The 21644-nt window shown below is 59.5% G+C and carries 20 protein-coding genes; 5 read left to right on the forward strand and 15 right to left on the reverse strand.

Annotated elements, in window-relative coordinates; genetic code table 11:
• Positions 1 to 13: 13 nt before the first annotated feature.
• The 14 genes from J2129_RS05635 to fdhD form a co-directional block, all read right to left on the reverse strand.
• Complete coding sequence (locus J2129_RS05635) at positions 14 to 1111, reverse strand: nitrogenase component 1 (protein WP_209629940.1); 1098 nt, start codon at positions 1109 to 1111, stop codon at positions 14 to 16.
• On the reverse strand, positions 1104 to 2147 hold the full coding sequence (locus J2129_RS05640) for a nitrogenase component 1 (protein WP_209629941.1): 1044 nt from the start codon (positions 2145 to 2147) through the stop codon (positions 1104 to 1106). Before J2129_RS05640 ends, J2129_RS05635 begins: the two co-directional genes overlap by 8 nt.
• Positions 2107 to 2925, reverse strand: coding sequence for a Ni-sirohydrochlorin a,c-diamide reductive cyclase ATP-dependent reductase subunit (cfbC, locus tag J2129_RS05645; protein ID WP_209629942.1), 819 nt, complete (start codon positions 2923 to 2925; stop codon positions 2107 to 2109). The genes J2129_RS05640 and cfbC overlap by 41 nt, the downstream gene beginning before the upstream one ends.
• 955 nt (positions 2926 to 3880) lie before the next feature.
• Complete coding sequence (locus J2129_RS05650) at positions 3881 to 5341, reverse strand: TrkH family potassium uptake protein (protein ID WP_209629943.1); 1461 nt, start codon at positions 5339 to 5341, stop codon at positions 3881 to 3883.
• A 26-nt stretch (positions 5342 to 5367) separates the two neighbouring features.
• Entirely contained in the window at positions 5368 to 6366 is a 999-nt protein-coding gene (locus J2129_RS05655; protein WP_209629944.1) for a phosphoribulokinase, read from the reverse strand.
• A 1084-nt stretch (positions 6367 to 7450) separates the two neighbouring features.
• A complete protein-coding gene (locus J2129_RS05660; RefSeq protein ID WP_209631268.1) occupies positions 7451 to 7834 on the reverse strand; it encodes a desulfoferrodoxin in 384 nt (127 codons plus the stop codon).
• Between the two features lie 18 nt (positions 7835 to 7852).
• Complete coding sequence (locus J2129_RS05665; protein ID WP_209629945.1) at positions 7853 to 9034, reverse strand: FprA family A-type flavoprotein; 1182 nt, start codon at positions 9032 to 9034, stop codon at positions 7853 to 7855.
• Positions 9035 to 9037: 3 nt separating this feature from the next.
• Entirely contained in the window at positions 9038 to 9199 is a 162-nt protein-coding gene (rd, locus tag J2129_RS05670) for a rubredoxin (protein ID WP_209629946.1), read from the reverse strand.
• 325 nt (positions 9200 to 9524) lie between these two features.
• Entirely contained in the window at positions 9525 to 9686 is a 162-nt protein-coding gene (rd, locus tag J2129_RS05675; RefSeq protein WP_209629947.1) for a rubredoxin, read from the reverse strand.
• 679 nt (positions 9687 to 10365) lie between these two features.
• Entirely contained in the window at positions 10366 to 11196 is an 831-nt protein-coding gene (locus J2129_RS05680; protein ID WP_209629948.1) for a sulfite exporter TauE/SafE family protein, read from the reverse strand.
• Positions 11197 to 11994: 798 nt separating this feature from the next.
• Positions 11995 to 12273, reverse strand: coding sequence for a ubiquitin-like small modifier protein 1 (locus J2129_RS05685; protein ID WP_209629949.1), 279 nt, complete (start codon positions 12271 to 12273; stop codon positions 11995 to 11997).
• Entirely contained in the window at positions 12270 to 12542 is a 273-nt protein-coding gene (locus tag J2129_RS05690; RefSeq protein ID WP_209629950.1) for a DUF1894 domain-containing protein, read from the reverse strand. Before J2129_RS05690 ends, J2129_RS05685 begins: the two co-directional genes overlap by 4 nt.
• Positions 12530 to 12997, reverse strand: coding sequence for a DUF1890 domain-containing protein (locus tag J2129_RS05695; RefSeq protein WP_209629951.1), 468 nt, complete (start codon positions 12995 to 12997; stop codon positions 12530 to 12532). The genes J2129_RS05690 and J2129_RS05695 overlap by 13 nt, the downstream gene beginning before the upstream one ends.
• A gap of 5 nt (positions 12998 to 13002) precedes the next feature.
• A complete protein-coding gene (fdhD, locus tag J2129_RS05700) occupies positions 13003 to 13731 on the reverse strand; it encodes a formate dehydrogenase accessory sulfurtransferase FdhD (protein WP_209629952.1) in 729 nt (242 codons plus the stop codon).
• 120 nt (positions 13732 to 13851) lie between these two features.
• On the opposite strand from fdhD, the gene J2129_RS05705 reads away from it, so the two are divergent.
• Entirely contained in the window at positions 13852 to 14226 is a 375-nt protein-coding gene (locus tag J2129_RS05705) for a transcriptional regulator (RefSeq protein ID WP_209629953.1), read from the forward strand.
• Between the two features lie 319 nt (positions 14227 to 14545).
• On the opposite strand, the gene J2129_RS05710 is transcribed toward J2129_RS05705, so the two are convergent.
• Positions 14546 to 14785, reverse strand: coding sequence for a hypothetical protein (locus J2129_RS05710; protein ID WP_209629954.1), 240 nt, complete (start codon positions 14783 to 14785; stop codon positions 14546 to 14548).
• A gap of 284 nt (positions 14786 to 15069) precedes the next feature.
• On the opposite strand from J2129_RS05710, the gene J2129_RS05715 reads away from it, so the two are divergent.
• The 4 genes from J2129_RS05715 (at position 15070) to radA (ending at position 21638) form a co-directional block, all read left to right on the forward strand.
• A complete protein-coding gene (locus J2129_RS05715; protein WP_209629955.1) occupies positions 15070 to 16218 on the forward strand; it encodes an LL-diaminopimelate aminotransferase in 1149 nt (382 codons plus the stop codon).
• A complete protein-coding gene (gene lysA / locus J2129_RS05720) occupies positions 16215 to 17507 on the forward strand; it encodes a diaminopimelate decarboxylase (RefSeq protein ID WP_209629956.1) in 1293 nt (430 codons plus the stop codon). Before J2129_RS05715 ends, lysA begins: the two co-directional genes overlap by 4 nt.
• 12 nt (positions 17508 to 17519) lie before the next feature.
• Positions 17520 to 18830, forward strand: a complete 1311-nt coding sequence (locus J2129_RS05725) for a hypothetical protein (RefSeq protein ID WP_209629957.1) — start codon at positions 17520 to 17522, stop codon at positions 18828 to 18830.
• 1827 nt (positions 18831 to 20657) lie between these two features.
• The gene (radA, locus tag J2129_RS05730) at positions 20658 to 21638 is read left to right on the forward strand and encodes a DNA repair and recombination protein RadA (protein ID WP_209629958.1); all 981 of its coding nucleotides are present in this window, start codon (positions 20658 to 20660) and stop codon (positions 21636 to 21638) included.
• Positions 21639 to 21644 lie beyond the last annotated feature (6 nt).

Here is a 21644-nt window from a genome sequence, read left to right on the forward strand (position 1 = left end):
AAAACACGGACCCCTATGTCCGCCCGCAGGCATTGAGCACCGATTCCATCAGGGCCAGGGTTCCCTCGACCCCGACGATCGGCCTGGCATGGAGACGGGCCTGGCCGCGCTGCGGGAAAGTGAGCCCAACGTACGGCACGTGAGGGGCGGCAGCATGCTCATATGACGAGCCAAGGATGAGGTCGGGGTCGGTGGCGGCGATGCGGTCCTGCATCTCTTCCAGGGAGACAGCCGCGCCCTCGCCATTGCGCGGAGCAAGGCTGACGATCTCGGCGTCAAGATAGCGCCGCAGGGCGCGGGCGGCAAAGTCGGCATATGCCCGACCCCCAAAGACCGCCGCCGACGGGGGGTCGTGACGGGCAAGGAACTTGTCGCAGAGATGATCGATCCGCTCCTCTGCCGCTTGCGCCTCCTTTGCCACCGGCGTGGAGTCGAGACCACAGTGGTCGGCGGCCTTCGAGACCGTGGCGACCGTCGCCTCCAGGCCAAGGAGCGAACCTGCGGTCCTGCCAATCCCAGAAGGCAGGTCAGGATCGGTCTGGAGGGTCACCGGGCCGCACCGCTTCACCTGCTCGAACGGCCCGGCGGCAAGTGCGGCGGCCACCCTCCCTCCGGCCAGGGCCACGAGCCGCTGGGTCTCGTAGAGGTTACCCTTGTAGAAGGGGTCGACCGGGTTGAGGCCATCGATGGTGACGCCGTCCTCCCCTTCTTCCACCTCAGGGGCGACAGCCGCAAGCGCCCGCATATATCCTTCCTCCATCCTCCCGGCAAACCCCGGGCTGTCGACGACGATGACGTCCATCCCGTCGAGCGCTCCTCTGATATCCTCGCCGAGCACCGCCGGGACGCAGGAGAGGACGACCGCCACCGGGAGACCTGACGAGGCCACCTCTGAGACGACCGAACGGAGGCGATTCTCAGAGCCCATGATCACCTCGTCCTCGATGATGAGAGTGGCATGGACCGGGCGCTTGAGAAGGGAGGCCGGATAGAAGTAGCACCCCGACGAACCGTGGATCACCACTTCCAACCCTGAAAATCCTGAGAGGCAGGCGACCGCCCCGGTCATCGCGCACGGCCAGAGCGGGTCAGGGCACGGGCACTCAGGCATGGACCCGCCTCCTCCACCGGTGGAGCAGCCGCCTGATCCCGGCCGTCCCGACCGGCGGGCTGTACGGGAGACTGACCCCGGCACCGTCAGCGTCGACCTGCAGGTCGAGGGCCTCCATCACCCGCCGCACCGGGGTGCACTCCAGGGCCTTGAAGGTCATGGGGTCGATGGAGAAGACCGAGCCACGTAGGTCTGCAAACGAGTCCATCATCGCCTGCTGCCGTTTTTCCTCCTGCCGTACTGCCGCTTCGGTCTGCAGGTCCAGGAGCGCACCCACCTCCTCGAGAAAGGCGGTGCTCCCCTCAAGACTGATGGGAAACGAGGAGATGTACGGCGTGCCAAAGCGCTCCTTCAGCGCCTCGCCCACCGGGGCGAGGGGCGGCTCCCTGAGAATATTGAGCCGCCCGGCACCGATCTGCTTGAGGTCGGCATAACGCGCGTCCCTGACAAACCGCAACCCGACCTCAAGACCCAGGGACGCAAGCAACCGTTCCACCTCGGCGAAGTTCTCCTCCACCTCGTACTCCAGGTTCTTCTCCCCGATGATGGTGACCGTCTCCCCGGCCTCCTCGACCGGGTCGGCCAGTCCTGCAAGGGTCATGAGGGCCTCGTTCAGCCCGTCGGAAAAACATCCGCCGAGAAACCCGGCGGTCGGGAGCATGACCACCGGGACGCCATAGTCCTCGCTGCAGACTGAGGCGGCGTCGTCCCCGATCGTCTCGGTGATGCAGGTGGTCAGGACAAAGATGACACCGGGCTTCCTTGACGCCACCGCCCTGAGGGCCGCCGCGAGGTCCTCCTCGCCGCCGAAGATGACGCCCTCTTCGGTGAGTCCGGTCGGGACGATCCTCGGGAGGGCGGGGCGCCCCTGCTCGGCCATGACGGCATGAAGAAGAGAGACATTGTGATGGGCGCATCCCTCAGGGCCGTGGACCACCGTCACCGCGTCCTCTACCCCGCTCGTGATCGAGAGGGCGCCGGTGAGGGTGCACCCCTCATATCTCTGCGAACTGGAGTGCAAGGTCTTCGAGTTCATCCATCTCAAGGGGTGTGGGTGTCGACGTCTGATCGTTGGCAAAGATCCGTCCGGCAAGTTCGCGGTATACCGCCGCCTGCTCTGAGTCGGGGGCGTACTCCATCACCGTCTGCTTGTGGACCTCGGCAAGTTGCACGGTGCGTGAGCGCGGGATGTAGGCCACCATCTCTGAGTTGATCCGCCTGGCAAACTCACGGACCAGATCCTCTTCGCCTGCCATGTTCTTCGCGTTGCAGATGACGCCGGCAAGACTGCAGGTCGGTTTCGAACGTTTTGCAAGGCGTGCCACGGCCTTGGCGATGTTGTTTGCCGCGTACAGGGACATCAGTTCGCCCGAGGTGACCAGATAGACCTCCTCGGCATACCCCTCCCGCATCGGCATCGCAAACCCACCGCAGACCACGTCGCCGAGGACGTCGTAGACAATGACGTCACCGTGAAGCGCTCCAAGCTGTTCCAGAAGCCTGAAGGTGGCGATGATCCCACGGCCGGCACACCCGATCCCGGGTTCAGGGCCGCCGGCCTCGACACACCTCACACCGGCAAACCCCTCGCGGACCACCTCCTCGATCGAGATGGTGTCCTCGCCCCTCTCCCGCACCAGGTCAAGGACCGTCTGGATCCATGCCCCATGCATCAGCATCCTGGTGCTGTCCCTCTTCGGGTCGCACCCGATCTGGAGCACGTCGAGGCCTTTTGCTCCAAGTGCTGCGGAGAGGTTTGCGGAGGTGGTGGATTTCCCGATCCCACCCTTCCCGTAGAGGGCGATCTGTTTCATATCCAGGTACTATAGGGAGGCATCTGATATATAGCCGGTTGGTTTTAACACAAATAATGTAGTCCAGATAGAGGGAGAAGGACGGCACCCCCTCTTTTGGGCCTCTCCCTGCAAGACATTGCAGAACCCGGCCATGTCGCACCCTTTCTATTTCTCACCGCCCCTCAACCCCCAGGATAACTCATTGTGGCGAAGATCCTCATGCTCGGCGGCACTTATCCTCGTCGACCAGAGAAGGTGATCCAGTAAATGAGTGAATAAGTTACTCTGGAAAATCTGGCATGAGCCTTTGGATCACGCATACAGGATGAACATTTTTCACCACCGATCTCAGGGGGGCGGGAGGAACTCTGATCCTTCTCTTCGTCTGTGAAGATGCCGGAGGCGTTGCCTCAGGGCCCCTGGGACAAAGAAAGATAAGAGAGGGGAAGACAGAGGACGAATTGTTCAGAAAAACCTGGAGAGACGGCAGTGTAGAAATCATCTTGATGGTTCTACGGGGGGCTGGCTGGCCGCCCTCCTACCCCTCACACGAGCGATAGACGGCAGACAGCAATTTCCTCTGCATGGCTATTGATTGTGTCTTCCTGGCCCCATCTTCATCCCGTCCCTATCGCCATCCCGGTGCAGTGGTGCGGGAAGGCACGTCGATCTGATCGGCCGCCCTCCTCATCGCAGACTCTTTACCGTTGTCTCGCGCCGGGAGGGCACCCCCGGACCCCCTACGACGAGGAGAAGGGTGGGGCGGCAATGAGACAGTGTTCTCCCTGTGGTGTCCTGCGCGAAAAGGGGGCACAGGTCCACACGCCCTGGAGACCCACGATCATGTTCATTCGCGTATGCGTGAGACCGGAGTTCATCGGAGTTCATGCTCGATTCTACAGAGCTGGAGAGGATGGCGATGGGGACGGAAAGGCATCTTTGATAATCCAGAAGAGAACCTCGTTTTCTCCCTTCACTCAAATCCTCTGGCAAGGCCGAAGATGAGGACCAGGATCGGGACGATCTCCAGACGACCAAACCACATCAGGAAGATAAAGAGCCACTTGGAACCCAGACCCATATCAGACGAGACAAAACCGGTGCTGATGCCGTTGTTACTAAATGCCGAGACAGTATCAAAGATCACATGAGAGGTCTCGAAGGGGGCGTCGGGTTCGAGATGGAACATAATGATGGTGGAGATGAAGATGGTGAGGAAGTAGAGGACGATGATCAGCATGTTCTTCGAGACCTCGACCTCGGCGATGTTCTTCTGCACTGTCTTACCCCCGTGCCTGAAGGGGACGACGACCTTGCCTGAGACAAAGATCCGCTTGAACCACCAGGCAAGACTCTCGAGCCCGATGATCACCCTGGAGATCTTCATACCACCTGAGGTCGATCCCGACGACCCGCCGATGAGCACGAAGATCACCAGGAAGAGGACCGTGACCGACGGCCAGGTATAAGGCGAAGTGTTCTGGAACCCGGTGCTGGTGATCGCCGCGGTCGCCATGAAGATTCCGTGGCGGACCGCGTCTATCGTCTCGGCACCGGTCAGGAAGATGAGGTCGAGGGCGACGACCAGAAACCCGATCCCGGTAAGCGCGAGGAGCGCAATGGCCTGGCGGTCCCCGAAAAACCCGAACTTCCGGTGGTGATACATCAGGTAGTAGAGTTTGAAGGGCATCGCGCCTGCAATCATCACCGGGACGAGCAGGAACTCGAGGGTCATATTCTGGTAGAAGGGGATCCCCTCAGAGTGGACGGTGAACCCCCCGGTGGCGATCGCCGTCATCGCAAGATTTGTGGCGTCCCAGAGCGTGACGCCCGAGAGGAGGACAAACCCGATGGAGAGGATTGTGATGATGATATAGATCCGCCACATCGCAAACCCGGTCGCGACGACACTCGGCATGAAGGCCTCGGTCCTGGCCTCTGAACGGTACAGCCCCCGCTGAACCAATCCAGAGCGGCTTGCCAGGGCGATGGTAAAGGCGACGATCCCGATCCCGCCGAGCCACTGCATGAAGGTCCGCCAGAAGAGGAGGGTCTTTGGAGTGGCGTCGACGTCGGGGAGGAGGGTCATACCGGTATCGGTCCATCCCGACATCGCCTCAAAGATGCTGTCGGTGACCGGCATCCCGAGGCCGACGATGAAAGGGACTGAACCGATAACGGCCGAGAGGAGCCAGATAAGTGCAACAGCGGCAAGGGCAGCCGAGAGCCTGGGCTCACGTGCAGGCCTTGGCACCTGCATCATCAATGACCCGAGCACCACATAGATGAGAGGGACAAGCCCCATAGGCAGGAGCATCTCCCACTCCTGATAGATGCCGGCGACAAGGAGGGGGACGCAGGTGACGAGTCCTATAAACCTGAGGATCCTCCCGATATCCGGAGCGATAGAGGAGATGTACTCTGACCGGTCCATCCAGACAAGGTTCTGCTCATAACGTCTTATCCTTTTTCTCTCCCGGTCATGGACGGGCCGATCCATTCTCCGCTGGTGAGCACGAACCAGCGGTTGATGATCCGCCAGGCAAGGATGAGTTCGACCACTTCGCCGGCCGTGAGAGTGTGGCGGTGCTGGTAGACCTCCACGCCTTCGGCGCAGGTCTGGCGCCCGATGGTCCTGGCGAGTTTTCTGATGGCAGAGTGGTTCAGGGCGCCGTCAAGGGTGATGGCGCTCATCTTCCTGTCGTCAAGGGTGGTCACCTCGTAGCTGAGAGTGAATGGACGGTCTGAAAGCATCAAGATCTCACCAAGGTCGATGGAGAGCCCGATCTCCATCGTCTGCCGCACCAGGGGTTTCTGGAAGAGCGTGACCTGGTAGATGTCCTGGTCCAGGGTCACGTCGCGCCCATACCCTGAGCAGGCGATCCGGATCACGGTGTCGGCATATCTTCGTTGAGGGGCGATGTAGCGCTCGTAGTCAGGGAGGCGGGTCTCCATCTCGGCGAGCACTTCTTCTTTCTGGTAGCCACGCCGTTCCATATCGCGCCGCAGTTTCCAGAGCCTCTTGACTTCTGGGTCAGGGTCGACAAAGAGCGAGAAGTCGAGGAGGGCGCGCAAGGACGGGGTAAAGAAGGTATGGAGGCCTTCCAGGATGAGCACCCGTGCCGGAGAGAAGGGGACCGGGTCGGCAAAGGTGCCGGACGTATGATCATAAACCGGTTTCATGACCGATTCTCCGTCTTTGAGGCGCCCGACATGTTCGGCCAGGAGGTCGAGGTCGTTTGCGTCAGGGACAAGGGGGGTGATCCCGAGTTCTCGACGTTCTTTGCGGTCGTATCGGTGGTAGTCATCAAGGGTGACGGTGGCCACAAGGTCGGGGCCGAAGATCGCCCTGATCGCGCGAGTAAAGGTGGTCTTGCCCGACCCGCTGTCGCCTGCCACCCCGATGGTGAAGATCCGGTCTGAGTTGGCAAGTTGTTCCCTGAAGGTGGATGGTCTCATCAACCGGAACTATGGGGCCTGAGGAATAAGGGTTGCGCACATGTCTTCTTCTGGTGGGAGAGAGTGTTCAGGGGCGAGGGACGAGATGGGACTGGATTGGGCGCCTTATGAGAGGGTGGTCGAATCCTGAACCATAACGTCGCCATCTCATGACAGGTCTGGCCGGGAATTTAGTACAGAACATATCCTAATACTCCCTGAGGCTTGACCATCATCTTGAACTGAAGTCTTTCGTTCCTGAATTTCTAAACCCTATCCTCCACCGGGAAGCATGCCGCCCCCCGGACCCTTGCGGATGAAAATTGGCGGGGAACCGCATCTCCTCATCACGATCATCGCTCTGCCTTCCCGTCCTCATTGCTATCCCCGGGATCCGGAGGCAACGCCCCGGTATGGTGGAGTTGGAAGGCATGAAGGAATGGTTGGGCAACGGAGAGAGGGAAGATTCTCCACCAAATCCAGTGCTCTCTTCTGAGAAGGAGAGGGCGGGGAAGTTTTGGAATAACCTCAAAGCCAAAAAAAGGATTTTGTGGCCCTGTAGAAACCCTTGCCTTTTCTGGGTTCGAACTTGATTCAACCGCCTTCCCCCATCTTCTCGCCGGGGGCGAATGCCGCCCGGACCTCCAGAATGAAGATAGGGCCGGGAAAGCACACTCAATCGTCATGAAGAGTGTAATGCCCTCCACCGCCTCTCGAATCGCGCGGGGGACCGGGGGGCGGCACACCCCCCGCCAAAAATAACTCTCCAGAGGATTTCTACAGAACTGGTTTTGTAGAATTCGGCATGACGCGAGATCACGCCTCACGCATAGGGGATGAAAATTTTTCGTGACCTGATCTCCCATATGAAGTCAGGAGAATCGGTGAGGACCGTGTTCAATTCGCTGCCCCCTCTCCTCATCATGAAGGGGTTTGACCCCGGGACGAGATTGCAGGAAAGAGCCTACAATGAAGGGCGGGCGTTCTGATCGGCGTGCCTCCGCCATCACTCTCGCTGGAGGCGCGGCGCCCCCGCATCCCGGGGGTCTGGGGGGCGGGACACCCCTTGCTACGGGGAGGCATCCCGGGGGTTTCTACAAAACCGTTACTTCCGGTTTGTCCAGAGCCCGTGGATGTTGCAGTAGATACGGGTCTTTGCGTCGGTGTCGTCCACCGGGAACCCGGCCTCAGGCACATCGCCGGGTTTGAGTTTGTGGACATAGAGTTTGCGCCCCTTGCGCACCTCGACCCACTCGATATAGTGCTTCTCCTCCATCGGATGGGGTACACTCCCGATCTTGACCTTTATGCCACCTGACGCGTTTTCGAGGACCGGGACATGCTTTTCGCCCGCCCCGGCCTCCTCCCACTGTTCCTCCATTCTGACCATCGGCCGACCGCAGCAGACCAGTTCGCCGTCGCCGGCATGGGCGATCTTCACGACATTCCCGCATTCTTCACACTTGTAAACATCCAGAATTGTGGTCATCACACATCTCTCCTCTGATCACGGGACTACATCCTCATGCTTTTTAACGATTGTGTCGGCAAGATCGGCCAGCGCCGCCAGGTCTTCGCCGCCAGGATATCCTCTCACATAGACCGGTTCGATCATCTCTGCATTCAGGCGGGAGAGCGTCTCCTGGAGGTGCTGCACCGTCTTTCCCCCCCATCCATACGAACCGATGACCGAGACAAACTTTGTCTTCGGCCTGAGGACCGAGATGAGGTACGAGGCATGGACCGCTGCCGGATGCGGGCCAAAGAGCACGGTCGGTGCCGCCATGACGATCGTCGCGGCGTCGACGGCCGCCATCGCCACTTCGCCGAGGTCGGCCCTGGTGAGGTCGTAGGGTTGCACCTCGACCCCCCGTTCGATGAGGGCGTCGGTGAAGAACGAGACCATCTTCGCGGTGCTCCCGTGCATCGAGACATAGGGAATGAGGACCAGGTTCTTGACCGCATCAGAGGTCCACTCTGCATAGGCGTCGAGGATGGGGGAGGAGTTGCGGTACAGGGGGCCGTGACTCGGGGCGATAACCTTGAGGTCAAGGGCGCTCACCCGTTCAAGGGCCGCCCTGACACTTGCCCTGAACGGCATCATGATCTCGGCATAATAGCGTTTGGCCGCCGGGAAGATCTGCATGAAGTCGTCGGCATAGAGTTCACTTGTGGCAAGGTGAGAGCCGAAGAGGTCACAGGAGAAGAGGATCCCGTCCTCGCGTGCATAGGTGATCATCGTCTCAGGCCAGTGGACCCATGGCGTGATCATGAACTCAAGGGTCTTCCCGCTAAGATCGAGACTTTCCCCGTCCTTGACCGTCTGGATACGGTCTTCTGGCACGAGCAGCAGACGCACCAGGAGGTCGCGACACTTCTCGTTCGTGATGACCGTCGCCCCCGGAAACATCTCAAGGAGGAGTGGGAGCGTTCCTGAGTGGTCCTGCTCGGCATGGTTGATCACGATGTAGTCAAGTGACCCGAGTCCGAGCCTCATCAGGTTCTTGAGCAGATCTTCCTCGAACTTCGGGTCGACCGTGTCGATGAGTGCGGTCTTCTCGCGTCCCTTCACCACAAAGGCATTGTAACTTGTCCCCTGCGGGGTGCCGATGAGGGCGTCGAAGAGGCGCAGGTCCCAGTCGATGGCTCCCACCGCATAGACACCCGGGGCGATCTCGCGTACCGCCATTGTTCACCCCACCGGGTTGAACTTTGCCTTCACGGCCCCGCAGACCGGGCATCTCCAGTCGTCTGGTAGGTCTGCAAAGGCGGTGCCTGCCTCGATACCCTGGCCGGGTTCTCCCTTTGCCGGGTCATAGATATGACCGCAGATCGAGCACTTGTATTTCGTCATGGTATCATCTCCACAGTCATCATTTTCTGCTATAAGTCTTCGTATCGGCCCTGTAGAAGCCCTTACCAATTCCTGGTTGAGCATGCCTCACCCGCCTCCCTGCATCTTCCCGCGATGAGGAGAGATGGGGGCGGCGAATTGAACATTGTCTCCACCGATTCTCCGGTCTTGAAATGAGAGAAATAAGCACGCGATGAGAAATGTTCATCCAATATGCGTGAGCCAGGAGTTCATGCCAGACTCTGCATAGCCTCCGTATCAGGAAAGACCTGGACATGCAGGGAAGGGAAGGCCTCCCCGCCGCCGGGCAGTATCTTGTGTCGGCTCAGTCCATCTTCACAAAGTCACTCTTCGCAGCGCCGCAGACCGGGCATGTCCAATCCTCGGGAAGATCCTCGAAGGGAGTGCCTGGTCCTACAGCGCCATCAGGGTCTCCTTTCTCAGGATCATAGATGTACCCGCAGATAGTGCACTGATAACGGTCCATAGTTCACCGTTCTTCACCTCGAACGTGTACTCATATATTTCTAACGAAATGACCCTGGCCAATTCCCCGTGCCTGAAGAAATCCCTGAACTCTGTAGAATCGGACATGAACCTCCGGCTCAAGCATACGGGATGAACATTTCTCGTCACTCGCTCTCTCTCTTTTCAAGAGAGGAGAATCGGGGGGGATCGTATTCCATCGCCGCCCCCACCTATCTTCGATCCATGGGAGGTCCTGGGGGTGCAACCCCCCGGCGCGAGATAGCGGCGAAGATTCGACGATGGGGGGCGGCACATCGGATCGTCGTGCCTTCCTGCACCCCCATGCCGGGGGCGTTGCCCCCGGGATCCCCAGGATGGCGATAGAGGTGGGAAAGCAGAACGCCGATCACACTGAAGGCGTTTCTGTCATCTGCATATCATCTTCAACGAGATCTGGCTGGTTCAAATTCTCATGCAAACCTGGAGAGATAATCGTCAGGATCATTTTCATGGTAAATCCTTAACGAGGTAGTCTCTGACGGGGGACGTGCCGCCCCCGAACCCTCGCGTCAAGAGACTATAGGAAGACAGGTGACACACATGCTTCCCACGATAAGTGAGGGGTTCTCCAGAGCCGAAAGTTCATCATTGTCAGGTCAACCACCCTGGCTGTTAGGTCCAGTCTTCTGCTGACCACTTCAGAACGGGAGGCCAATCAGGGTGAAGACCCCGGTCATCTTCAATCCAATGAAGACGGTAAGCGCAACAAAAGCATATTTCAGGAACTGTTGGGGGATGCGGTGGGCGATGAGAACCCCCACCTGTGCAGCAGGGATGCTCGCCGCCACAAGGACCGCCGCCTGGAGGAGGTCGACATAGCCAAGAGCAGTGGACGGCAGGCCAGGCGTCCCGAGGCCGTTGAGAATGTACGAGGCGACCCCTCCGGCCGCGGTGAAGACCATCACCACCATCGAGGTGGCAACGGCATGGCGCATCCCGAAGTGCATGGCCACGACCAGGATCGGGACCAGGAGGACGCCACCCCCGATCCCGGTGAGCCCCGAGACCAGACCGACCGGGAGACCCCAGAGAAGGCAGGCGCGGACGTTGACCTCTGGAGCACCGTCCACCTCCCCCTCAGGCGGAGAGAGAAAGGTGCGGGCGCCTGCAGCAAGGACGACGAAACCGAAGAAGATCTCGAGGGGTGCGGCAGGGATATGCGTCGCAATATACGCCCCCGTGACCACTCCCGCCAGACTGGAGAGGCCAAGAAGGATACCAGCCCGCCAGACGACGGCCCCTTTTCGGTGGTGACCGATGGCCCCGCTCACCACGGTGGGGAGGATGACCGCCAGACTGGTCCCGAACGAGAGCCTGAGCGCGAGGTCTTCAGGGACGCCAAGGGACGAAAAGAGCCCGAACTGTATTGGGACCATAAAAAATCCCCCACCTACGCCAAGGAGCCCTGAAAGTACTCCGACAAGGAGGCCGGTGACGACAAGGACAAGGAGGTAGATGAGGTCGGTCATGATCTATCTATGCGCGTCCACTGAAGGTTCTTCATTTCATCTTTTCGGAGATTGCATCACCCTGCGGGGTCAAGAGGGCTATATGACTCTAACCCGGATAGCAGAAGAGATGAGAGATCATGCTGGACTGAAAAGCGCCTGATTGGTCCCAGGTCGGTGCGGGTGTCCGGAGAGAGGGGCGGCCAGGTGGCAGGTCTGGGATTCGCAGAAATTTTCAATTGTATTGCTTATTATATATGCCTTGCGCGTGTCCCCGGTCCACGACACTCCCCCTTTCATTCTGGCATCTGTTCCAGATTTTTTTATGGGGCGATTTATCTGGAAACGATCCCTGGAGATTCTGATAGCCTTCCTGATACCTGTAAGCAGAGATAACTTCAGCATTACTCCAGGTTCTGGAATTTCAGGATACATTTATATATCAGATACCCCTAGGGGTGCTTTGCCCCAGAGACACTATGTAGTGCGTAAGTGGGGGGACGCGCTTCATCCTCGATGACGGGGTGTCGGAAAGTAGGAGAAGTACAGGCTTGCCGGGCCTGCCAGGTCGTCCCAACCCAGGGACGATATGGACATGCTTCCATCGCACATCAGTGCGCTGGCGGACGGCACCATGCTGGTTGCCGGAGTTCATCACAGCACAGCCACACAGGTGTGCAGGATATAACAGGCGGAGGCTCTTTTCACCATACCTCCAGGCCTGTTGGCGGGAAGGGCTGCGGTCCATTTCTGGGGGGGCGTGGACCCGCCCCATCCCCGCCGTCTCTGCCCAACCTCACCTGACTTCAACTTTTTTTCTTATCCACCGCCGACCGGCGGGAAGAGCGAGAGCACGTCATTGTCGGAAAGGAGAGTCTCAAGACCGTCTTCAAAATGGATATTTCTCCCGTTCCTGAGAATATTGACGTGGTCCTGGAGAACTCCCGGTTCTTTGAACATCTCCTCCCTGAGAGGAGGACGTTCCTGGATGAGCATGTCGAGGAGAGTGGCGACGGTCGTCCCCTCTGCCACCTCCATCTCACGTTCGTTCTCAAGATGATTTCTGAATGTCGCAAATGCCTTTATTTTAACTCTCATTTTCTGGACCTCAGTTTTTTTATTTCCTCTTTCCCCTCGACCTTCAGGACGAAGGTGCCGTGGCAGGGTTTGGTATACGGGAAGATCACAGAGTCTCCCTCGACCCCGATGGGTATCGGCGGCACCCCGATGAGGGTCAGGTCAAAGATCTTGTACCCAGGCTGTACCTCATACTTTTCTCGGTAATGCTCCTTGATAAATGCTCGGTATTCTTTGAATGAGCAATACCTGAGAAGTATCTCGTAGTTGAGAGCCTCTACACATCCCATTTCATCACCCTGTCAATCGCCTTCTTCAGTGGCATGGGGTTATGGACCACCTGAGCGACCACTTTCTCGCACTCAAAGTCGATGAGCGATGCGAGAACCTCTGCTTCCTTCCCAAAGACCACCGCGATCACACGCCCTGTTGAGACCACACTCAGCGTCCCGGCATAACTGACCCCGCTCTCCCTGTGCACCAGCACAAAGGTAAGGGCATAGTCATGTTCACCTGCGGCGATATCCTCGATACATCTGTCAAGGTCGAGCATCTCACCGATATAGTGGTGCTCAGGGTCGGCCATCGCAAGGAGGTGCCGTGCCGAGGGGTTCCCGGTGACCACCGGCACGTAACCCGAACGCCTGAGGCCATGCGCCAGGTGGACGGCGAGGCTCACCTGCGCCGGGGCCTCAGGGCACCCCAGGACGATCAGGCCCTCTTTTCTTGTGTCATCTCTTTCCATACTTCTTACTCCTTCACTCCCGCGATCCGCTCAGGATGGGTGTAGATGGTGAACCGGTTCCCTCTGGAAAAGCAGATGAGGGTGATCCCGGCCTCTTCTGCGGCCTCGATCCCGCGGTCGGTCGAGGCCGCCCGCGAGATGACGACCGGAACGCCCGCGTGTGCGGCCTTGGCCACCATCCCTGCAGGTTGCCTTCCTGTGCACCCGATGACACAGCGCGAGCGGTCGAGACCGTCGAGGACAGCGCGGCCGATCACCTTGTCGACGGTATTATGCCGACCAACATCACAGGCCTTTGCGACAAGGGTACCGTCGCAGAAGAGGACCGAACAGTGGAGCCCACCGGTCCGGCGCCAGTCTTCAGACTCAATGGCGGCGGTCATCTGGTAGACCTCATCGATGTCGACCTGCAGGTCTGAGATGACAGAGGGCAGGGGGTGAAGAAAGGATGTCCCCCCTGAGGATCCGACGACCCCGTCGCCCCCTGATCGAAGTCCGGCGGTAACCCTGATCTCCTCCCCCTCCACCTCGACGGCGTCGACATGATCGGCAAGTCCTTCTGCGACGACAAAACCCGCCCCCAACTCCTCGAGTTGCTCGGCCGAGGCGACCATCCTGGTGACCGGCATGCCATTCACCATAAGACGATACTGCCGCTCGGCACAGACCTCATCGACGATCTCATGCGCCTCTCTCCCCTTCACCTGGATACACCGGCATTTATAGAGATCCATCATATCGTACCTGCATTGATGATTTCAAGGATCCTGGCGTTGACACGTTCCCAACCCTTATATGATATCCCCATTAACAATTGTTAATCATAACGCTCTGAATTTATGGATTGTGATTCTATGAAACTCCCATGTGAGACTGGTGTCTGGTTGATCCTCCCGTGTATCCGAGCATGCCTTGTGCAGGAACTGATCACTAAAGGGTTGCCCCAGAAGCAGGTTGCCCAGATGCTCGGTGTCACGCCGGCATCGGTTTCGCAGTACGCCTCCAAAAAACGCGGCTGCAAGATCGAACTCGGCACCGAGGTGATCAGTTCGATCAGGGTACTTGCCGACGACATGGTGGCCGACCGTGTGGAACATATGGGGCTGCGCATGTGCGACATCTGCATGCAGGTGCGTTCCGGCGGGTTGATCGAAGATGACGGCAGCCCCTGTGCCCGCACCATGTTCTGCAATATCTCCCCTGGCCAGGGTACCAATGAACGGACTTGAATAGATCCTCTTATGGCCCTGTAGAAACCCTCATTTTTTGTGTGGGGATTTTGTGTGGGGAGCATGTGTGTCACCCGCATTCCCCTATCTTCCCACCGAGGACGCTGCCCCGGACCCCCGGGATCACGATGAGGTCGGGGAGGCAGAATCGACGACCATGACGAGAGGGGAGGGATCCTCGACCAATCGTACGGTGAGGGTTCCAGGGGTGCAACCCCCAGTGCGATTGAAGTGGGAAGGCACGCGATCAGAAGGCTATTCTGACAGATCTATGAAGGCCTACCATGAGCAGATCCCACAACTCCCTGTGGCCTGACCATCATCTTGAACTGAAGGCTTTCCTTCCGAAGTGTGACGCCCTCTCCTCCACCTCGCCGTGGGGGTGTTCCGAGGGCTCCGCCAGGCGCGAGAGAGTGATAAAAATGTCTTCGTTTTTCTTCTGTAGGGCGGCAATGATGATCGACGTCGCTTCCCATTCCATACGCCCCAAAAGGCGCGACTCGCGGATCCCTGAGATCATTAAGAGGGTGAGGTCTTTTCCTATGTTTTCTTCATGCAAGGAGAGAGGTACTTCGTTTTTTGCATTGTGGTGACGACATTTCGTTCTTGAATGAACACTAACCGCCCCCCGCACCACCCACGACGAAGACAGGCGGGGGCGACTATTCATTTGATGGTGCTTCTATGTGGTGTCGTGCTCATTTTCAAAAACATGCATGGATCGTGTTTTCCTCTCATGCCCATCTTTACAGGGCCCGTTTCTCTTCTCTCTCTGACCACCCTCCCTCCATGCCGCGGGAAGGGTGCGAACTTAATTATCCTTGCCACACGAAAACTAGGACGATGTACTCACAGAGACTGGATAACCTGCCACCATATCTCTTTGCCAGAATTGACGCGTTAAAAGCCCAGAAAAAGAGTGAGGGCGTCGACGTCATCGACCTGGGTGTCGGCGATCCCGACCTGCCGACCCCTGCCCATATCGTCGAGGCGATGGTCAGGGCGGTCCAGAACCCTGAGAACCACCACTACCCCGCCTACGACGGGATACTTCCTTTCAAAGAGGCGGTCGCGACATGGTACCAGAACCGCTTTTCGGTCTCCCTGGACCCAGGCAACGAGGTCGTCGCCCTGATGGGGTCAAAAGACGGGATCGCCCATATCCCCGAGGCGTTCGTCAACCCGGGCGACTATGTCCTGGCCACCGACCCGGGCTACCCGGTCTACAAGACCTCAACGCTCTTTGCCGAGGGGAAGACCCACCTCCTGCCCCTGCGTGCCGAGAACAAGTTCCTCCCTGTCCTCGACGACATCCCGGCAGAGGTGCTGAAGCGGGCAAAAATCCTCTTCTTCAACTACCCGAACAACCCGACGGCTGCGACCGCGCCCATGTCCTTCTTCAACGAGGTCGTGGAGTTTGCCCGCGAGCACGACATCGTCGTCGTCCACGACAATGCCTACTCTGAGATCACCTTTGACGGCTACAAGGCCCCCTCCTTCCTGGAAGCGGACGGGGCCGAGGAGGTCGGGGTCGAGATGCACTCTCTCTCCAAGACCTACAATATGACCGGATGGCGGATCGGGATGGCCGTCGGCAACCCCGAGGTGCTCTCCGGCCTGGCGCGGGTCAAGTCCAATGTCGATTCAGGGGTCTTTGACGCCGTGCAGCACGCCGGGATCACCGCACTCACCGGATCGCAACAGTGCGTCGCCGACGCCTGCGCCACCTACCAGGAGCGGCGTGACGCCCTGGTGAAAGGACTGCGCGAGGACGGGTTCGATGTCCAGGCCCCCAAGGCGACCTTCTATGTCTGGATGCCGGTCGACGACTGCATGAAGGCGGCGGCAAAGTTCCTGGACGAGGCTGGGATCGTCGTCACCCCAGGGGTCGGGTTTGGCGAGAGTGGCGAGGGCTATGTACGCTTTGCCATCACCAGGTCGGTCGAGCGGATCGAGGAAGCCGCCGAGCGGATCGGGAGGGTGAGCCTGTGAAACTCCCATCCCACCTCACCGTCGAGGACGGTCACCTCCACCTCGGCGGCCTCGACCTCGTCGACCTTGCCGGGACCTATGGCACGCCGCTGTACGTCACCGACTTCGACCGCATCGTCGGAAATTTCAAGAGATTCACCTCGGCGCTCACCGCCCACTACCCCGCGGTCCAGGTGCTCTTTGCGGCCAAGGCAAACGGCAACCTTGCGGTCATGCGGGCACTCGCCGAGCAGGGTGCGGGCGCCGACGTCTTCTCGTCAGGCGAACTCAAACTCGCCATGCAGGCCGGGATGCAGCCAGACCGCCTCCTCTTCAATGGGAGTTCCAAGAGCCCGGCAGACCTCGCTCTTGCCGTCGAGACAGGCGTGCGGGTCTCAGTCGACTCGGTCGACGAACTCCACCAGCTTGAGGTGGCGGCCGCCGAGGCCGGGAAGAGTGTCGAGATCGCCTTCAGGGTCAACCCGGCCCTCGAGGTCCCGACCCACCCGAAGATCGCCACCGGGCTGAAGACGAGCAAGTTCGGGATCCCGGCAGAGGAGATCGTCGGGGCCTATGCCGAGGCGCTCGCCTGCGAGCATATCGACCCGGCAGGGATCCACTGTCATATCGGCTCCCAGATCCTTGAGGTCGAACCCTTCGCCCGGGCGGCTGAGGTGATGGTCGAGGTCGCAAAGGAGGTCACCGACCTCGGTGCCGAGATCAGGTTCCTGGACATCGGCGGGGGGCTCGGGATCCCGTACCGCCACGAGACCGACACCGCCCCAACTCCTGAAGAGTACGCCGACGCCGTGATGCCGGTCTTCCTGCAGGGGATCAGGGACGCCGGGATCGACCCGGCTCTCTGGGTTGAGCCAGGCCGCTGGCTTGTCGGCGACTCTTCGGTCCTCCTTGCCAGGGTCAACTCGGTGAAGCGTGCGCACCGGACCTTTGTGAACGTCGACGCCGGCTTCAACCTCCTGGTCAGACCGGCGATGTACGACTCATACCACGAGGTCGTCGTCGCGAACAAGGCCGACCAACCTGCCGACGGCACCTATACGGTCGCCGGCCCAATCTGCGAGACCGGCGACCTCCTGGCCCAGGACCGCGCCCTCCCTGCACCTGTAGCAGGAGATCTCGTCGCCGTCCTCGACGCTGGGGCCTACGGGTTTGCGATGTCTTCGCAGTACAATAGCCGGCCGCGCTGCGCCGAAGTGGCGGTGCGCGGCGGGAAGCACGCCCTGATGCGCCGCACCGAAGAACTCGACGACGTCACCGCCGCAATGCAGGAGCCTGCCTGGCAGGACTGAGGAGCGTCGCGAGTGCAGTTTCACTACGCCCTTGTCGACGACCTCATCAGCCGTGAAGAATTTGAACAGCGGGTCAGAGCACGGATGAGCGACGCCGGGGGGCTGCTCGATGAGAACGCCGCGGCTCTCATGGTCGTCAGCGACTGCGGGAGGCAGCACCTCACAATCGCAGAGATCCGCCCTGGCCCTTCTCTCTTCTCTTTCTTCGGCAAGGTGATTGCGATCGGTGAGCCTGAGGAATTTACCCGGGCCGACGGCGACCTGGGCGTGCGTGCCACGCTTCTCCTCGGTGATGCCACCGGAAAGGTCGAGGTCGTGCTCTGGGACGAGAAGACCGGGGCGGTGGCCGAGATCGAGGAAGGAGAAGTACTCGAGGTGATCGGTCGGCTCTCTGGCAGGAGCGGATGGAGCCTCTCGGCCATGGCCCTCAGGAAGTCCACCGTCGCCATCGAGTGTCCCTTCGGCACTGAGAGGAACTGCGCCTCCCCGGCAGGGTCCGGCGACCTGGTGGTGCGGGTGCTGGGGATCGAGGAGCAGAAGATCTTCACAAGACGGGATGGGTCGGCGGGGGCGATGGTACCTGCGGTGATCGGTGACGAGACCGGGACGGCAAGGCTCGTCTGCTGGGAACCTACCCTGCTCGCAAAAGTCTATCCTGGCGAGTCGGTCAGGATCGTCGGCGCACGTCCGGGGGGCAGGGACCGGCGTTATGGGACCGAGTTCAGTCTCGGCGAAGGGGGACAGATCGAACCGGCCGGGCGCGAGGTGGAGGTCATGCTCACACCGGCCAGGGACGTGCGCCCGGACCTGACGGTGTCGGTGACCGGGGAAGTCACCGGCGTGCAGCCGCCGCACGGGTTCACGACCAGGAAAGGGACGCGCTCATGGGTGCGGAACCTCGATCTCGTCGACGACTCGGGTACGGTGCACCTGGTCCTCTGGGGAGACCAGGCCCTCGAGTCCATCAGTCCCGGCGAGGAGGTGAAGGTCTATCATGCCCGCACCAGGGAGGGGCGATACGGGGGGGTGGAGGTCTCGGTCGGGCGCGGGAGCATGCTCGTCCTCCCGCAGGCAGATGAGCACGAGATCTCCTTTGAAGGGACGGTCGTCCCCTCCCCCCTTGGGACGACGCTCGACGACGGGCACGAGACCTATCTCCTCTCCTGCGATCTTCTCCCTGGCCAGGAGGTGCGGGTGGACGGCGTCCTGAAAGGCAGACTGATCACTCCCTGCGCGGTCGAACCGGCCGGGGTCAGTCGCTCCTCCCTGGAGCACCGCCTGGAAGACCTCGATGAAATGCTCGGGAAGATGAGAGGGATTTAGGGCCCTGTAGAAACTCTCTGGCGGGGGGTGTGCCGCCCTCAGAACCTCCCGCACCAGGCTGGGTCGTGGACAGCACTCCCACTTCATTCATGAATTTCGAATATGCCTTCCCGGCCCCATCGTGATCCCAGGGGGCCGGGGCAGCGCCCCGGGCGTGATTCATGAGGGAAAGCAGGAGAATCACGCGTGCACCCATAAAGGGGGAAGGTTTCTACAGAGCCGGATTTAGACCTTTTTTAATCTCTTCGTTGCACGAATATCCATTCTCTGGATCCTGTAGAATGAGCATGAGGCGAGAACACGCCTCAAGCATATAGGATGAACATTAAGACCGGAGAATTGGTGAGGATCATGTTCCATCGCCGCCCCCACCTATCTTTGTCGTGGGGGGTCCGGGATGAAGAGAGGGTGGGAAGGCAGAGAACCTGATCGTTCAGAAGGTGTCTCTTTCCTCTGTGTATCGGTTTTGAGGATTATCAGTGCGTTCGAATTCTCATCCATAAATCCAGAATAGAACGACTGGATCATTTTCATGTAAACCCCACTTTTTGTGGGGGGAGGATGTGTGTCATCCGCTTTCCCTCCTTTTAGGCCGGGGGTGCAACCCCCGAACCCCTTGGATCACGATGGGATCAGGAAGGCAGAATCGACGACCATGACGAGAGGGGCGGTGTCCTCGACCAATCGTGCGGCGCGGCTCAGGGGTGTAATCCCCGACGCGAGATGTTGGTGGAGATTCTGCGATTGAGGGCGGCACGCCTGATCGACGTGCCTTCTCAGACTGTCATGCTGGGGGATGCTGGGGGCAAGTGACCCCCGCGCCTCCGTGAGGACGATGGGGAAGGCAGATTAGATGATATCATGACGAGGGGTCTGCCGTCCTCGACTCAATCGTGTGGCGGGGGTCCGGGGGTGCAACCCCCGATGCGAGACGACAGAAAAGATCCTACGATGATGGCCCCTGTTCTGATCGACTTGCCTTCCCACACCATCATGGATGAAGATAGAGTCAGGAAGGCACAGTCGGTGAACCTGAAGAGAGATTTACCACCTGCCACCAGTCTTTGCGTGGAGAACAGGGAAGCGGCCTGCACCCTGCCAGAGAGTTCTGTCCAGTGGGTTTCTACATAGCCAAATTTCTTGAAGATCTGTTCTGATCCAGCAGATTGTACAGGCACCGCATACTTCTGAGATGTGTTCAATCGCGTATACTCTCACGCCACGGACCATATCCGATTCAACAAGAACATATCTCAAAACTCTCCAGGGTTGGATATCTCCTCAAACTGAAGTGTTTCCTTCCTGAAATTCTAAACTCTCTCCTCGACCGGGGGGCTTAGCTGCCCCCAGGACCCCCCGCCGATGAAGATTGACGGAGTTGGCGGAGGATTGCGTCCCGTCTACATGGTCTTTTCTCTGCCTTCCCGTCCCCATCGCCATCCCGGGGGTCCGGGGACAGCGCCTCTGGCATGGGCGAGGGGGAAGGCGACGAATGTATGGGCGCGCGATGAAAAAAGTTGGGATCTCTTCATTGTCATCCATCGCTCTCAATCGGTGGGGAGGAGGGCCGGAGAGTTTTGGGATGACCTCCATGATTGATCTCTAATATCTTCGCCAGCGCGAATGTCAGGAAGAGACCTCGCAAAGGAGAGGGCACCGACCCCCCACCCGCGTGTTCACTTTCACACCGCGCACGGGAAGGAGACTATAGGGGGGAGTGCGAAAATGATATGTGTGCCTGGAGACCACCATCTCGCGTGTATTTTTCCGGCATTCCGCACCTCTTCTGCTGGTGTGAGACCACATATCAAAAGGAGTGAAAAAAATATGTCCTCTGGTTCACTGGATCTTGAAGACCTCCCTGGAGTCGGCCCGACCACGGCCGACAAACTCAGGGAAGCTGGGTATGCAACGGTTGAGAGCGTCGCCACCGCTTCGCCCGCCGACCTCGCCGAAGCGGCGGAGATCGGGGAGGCAAGTGCAAAGAAAGTCATCAAGGGCGCCCGAGAACTCGCCGATATCGGGGGATTCAAGACCGGGATCGCCGTCCTCGAGGACCGCAAAGAGGTCAAGAAACTCAAGACTCTTGTTCCTGAGTTCGACGACCTGCTCGGGGGCGGGATGGAGACCAAGTCCATCTCTGAAGTCTATGGTGAGTTCGGGTCGGGCAAGAGTCAGATCGCCCACCAGATGGCGGTCAATGCCTACCTCCCCGAAGAGTTCGGGGGCCTCGAGGGGTCGTGCGTCTATATCGATACCGAGAACACCTTCCGCCCGGAACGTATCGAACAGATGGTAAGGGGCCTTGAAATTGAGGGATACGACGTGCCGCCCTTCGAGGAGTTCCTCGAACATATCCATGTGGCTAAGGGCTACACCTCAGACCACCAGATGCTCCTGGTCGAGAGCGCGCGCGACCTTGCCACCGAGATGAAGGAGACCGAGTATCCGGTCAGGCTCATCATCATCGACTCCCTTACCGCTCACTTCAGGGCAGAATATGCAGGCAGAGGAACTCTCTCGGTGCGGCAACAGAAACTGAACCGGCACATGTACGACCTGGCCAAACTGGCCGAGGAGTTCAATGCGGTCGCCCTGGTGACCAACCAGGTCCAGTCCAACCCAGGTGTCTTCTTCGGCGACCCGACCAAACCGATCGGCGGCAACATCGTCGGTCATGCCGCCAAGTTCAGGCTGTATCTCCGCAAGAGCAAAGGCGGCCGCAGGATTGCAAAACTGGTGGACAGCCCGAACCTTCCCGAGGGCGAAGCAGCATTCGTCGTCGAAGAAGGCGGGCTCAAGCCTTGAGGGTGG

Origin of the sequence: Methanofollis sp. W23 (genome assembly GCF_017875325.1) — an archaeon.
Lineage (GTDB): Archaea > Halobacteriota > Methanomicrobia > Methanomicrobiales > Methanofollaceae > Methanofollis.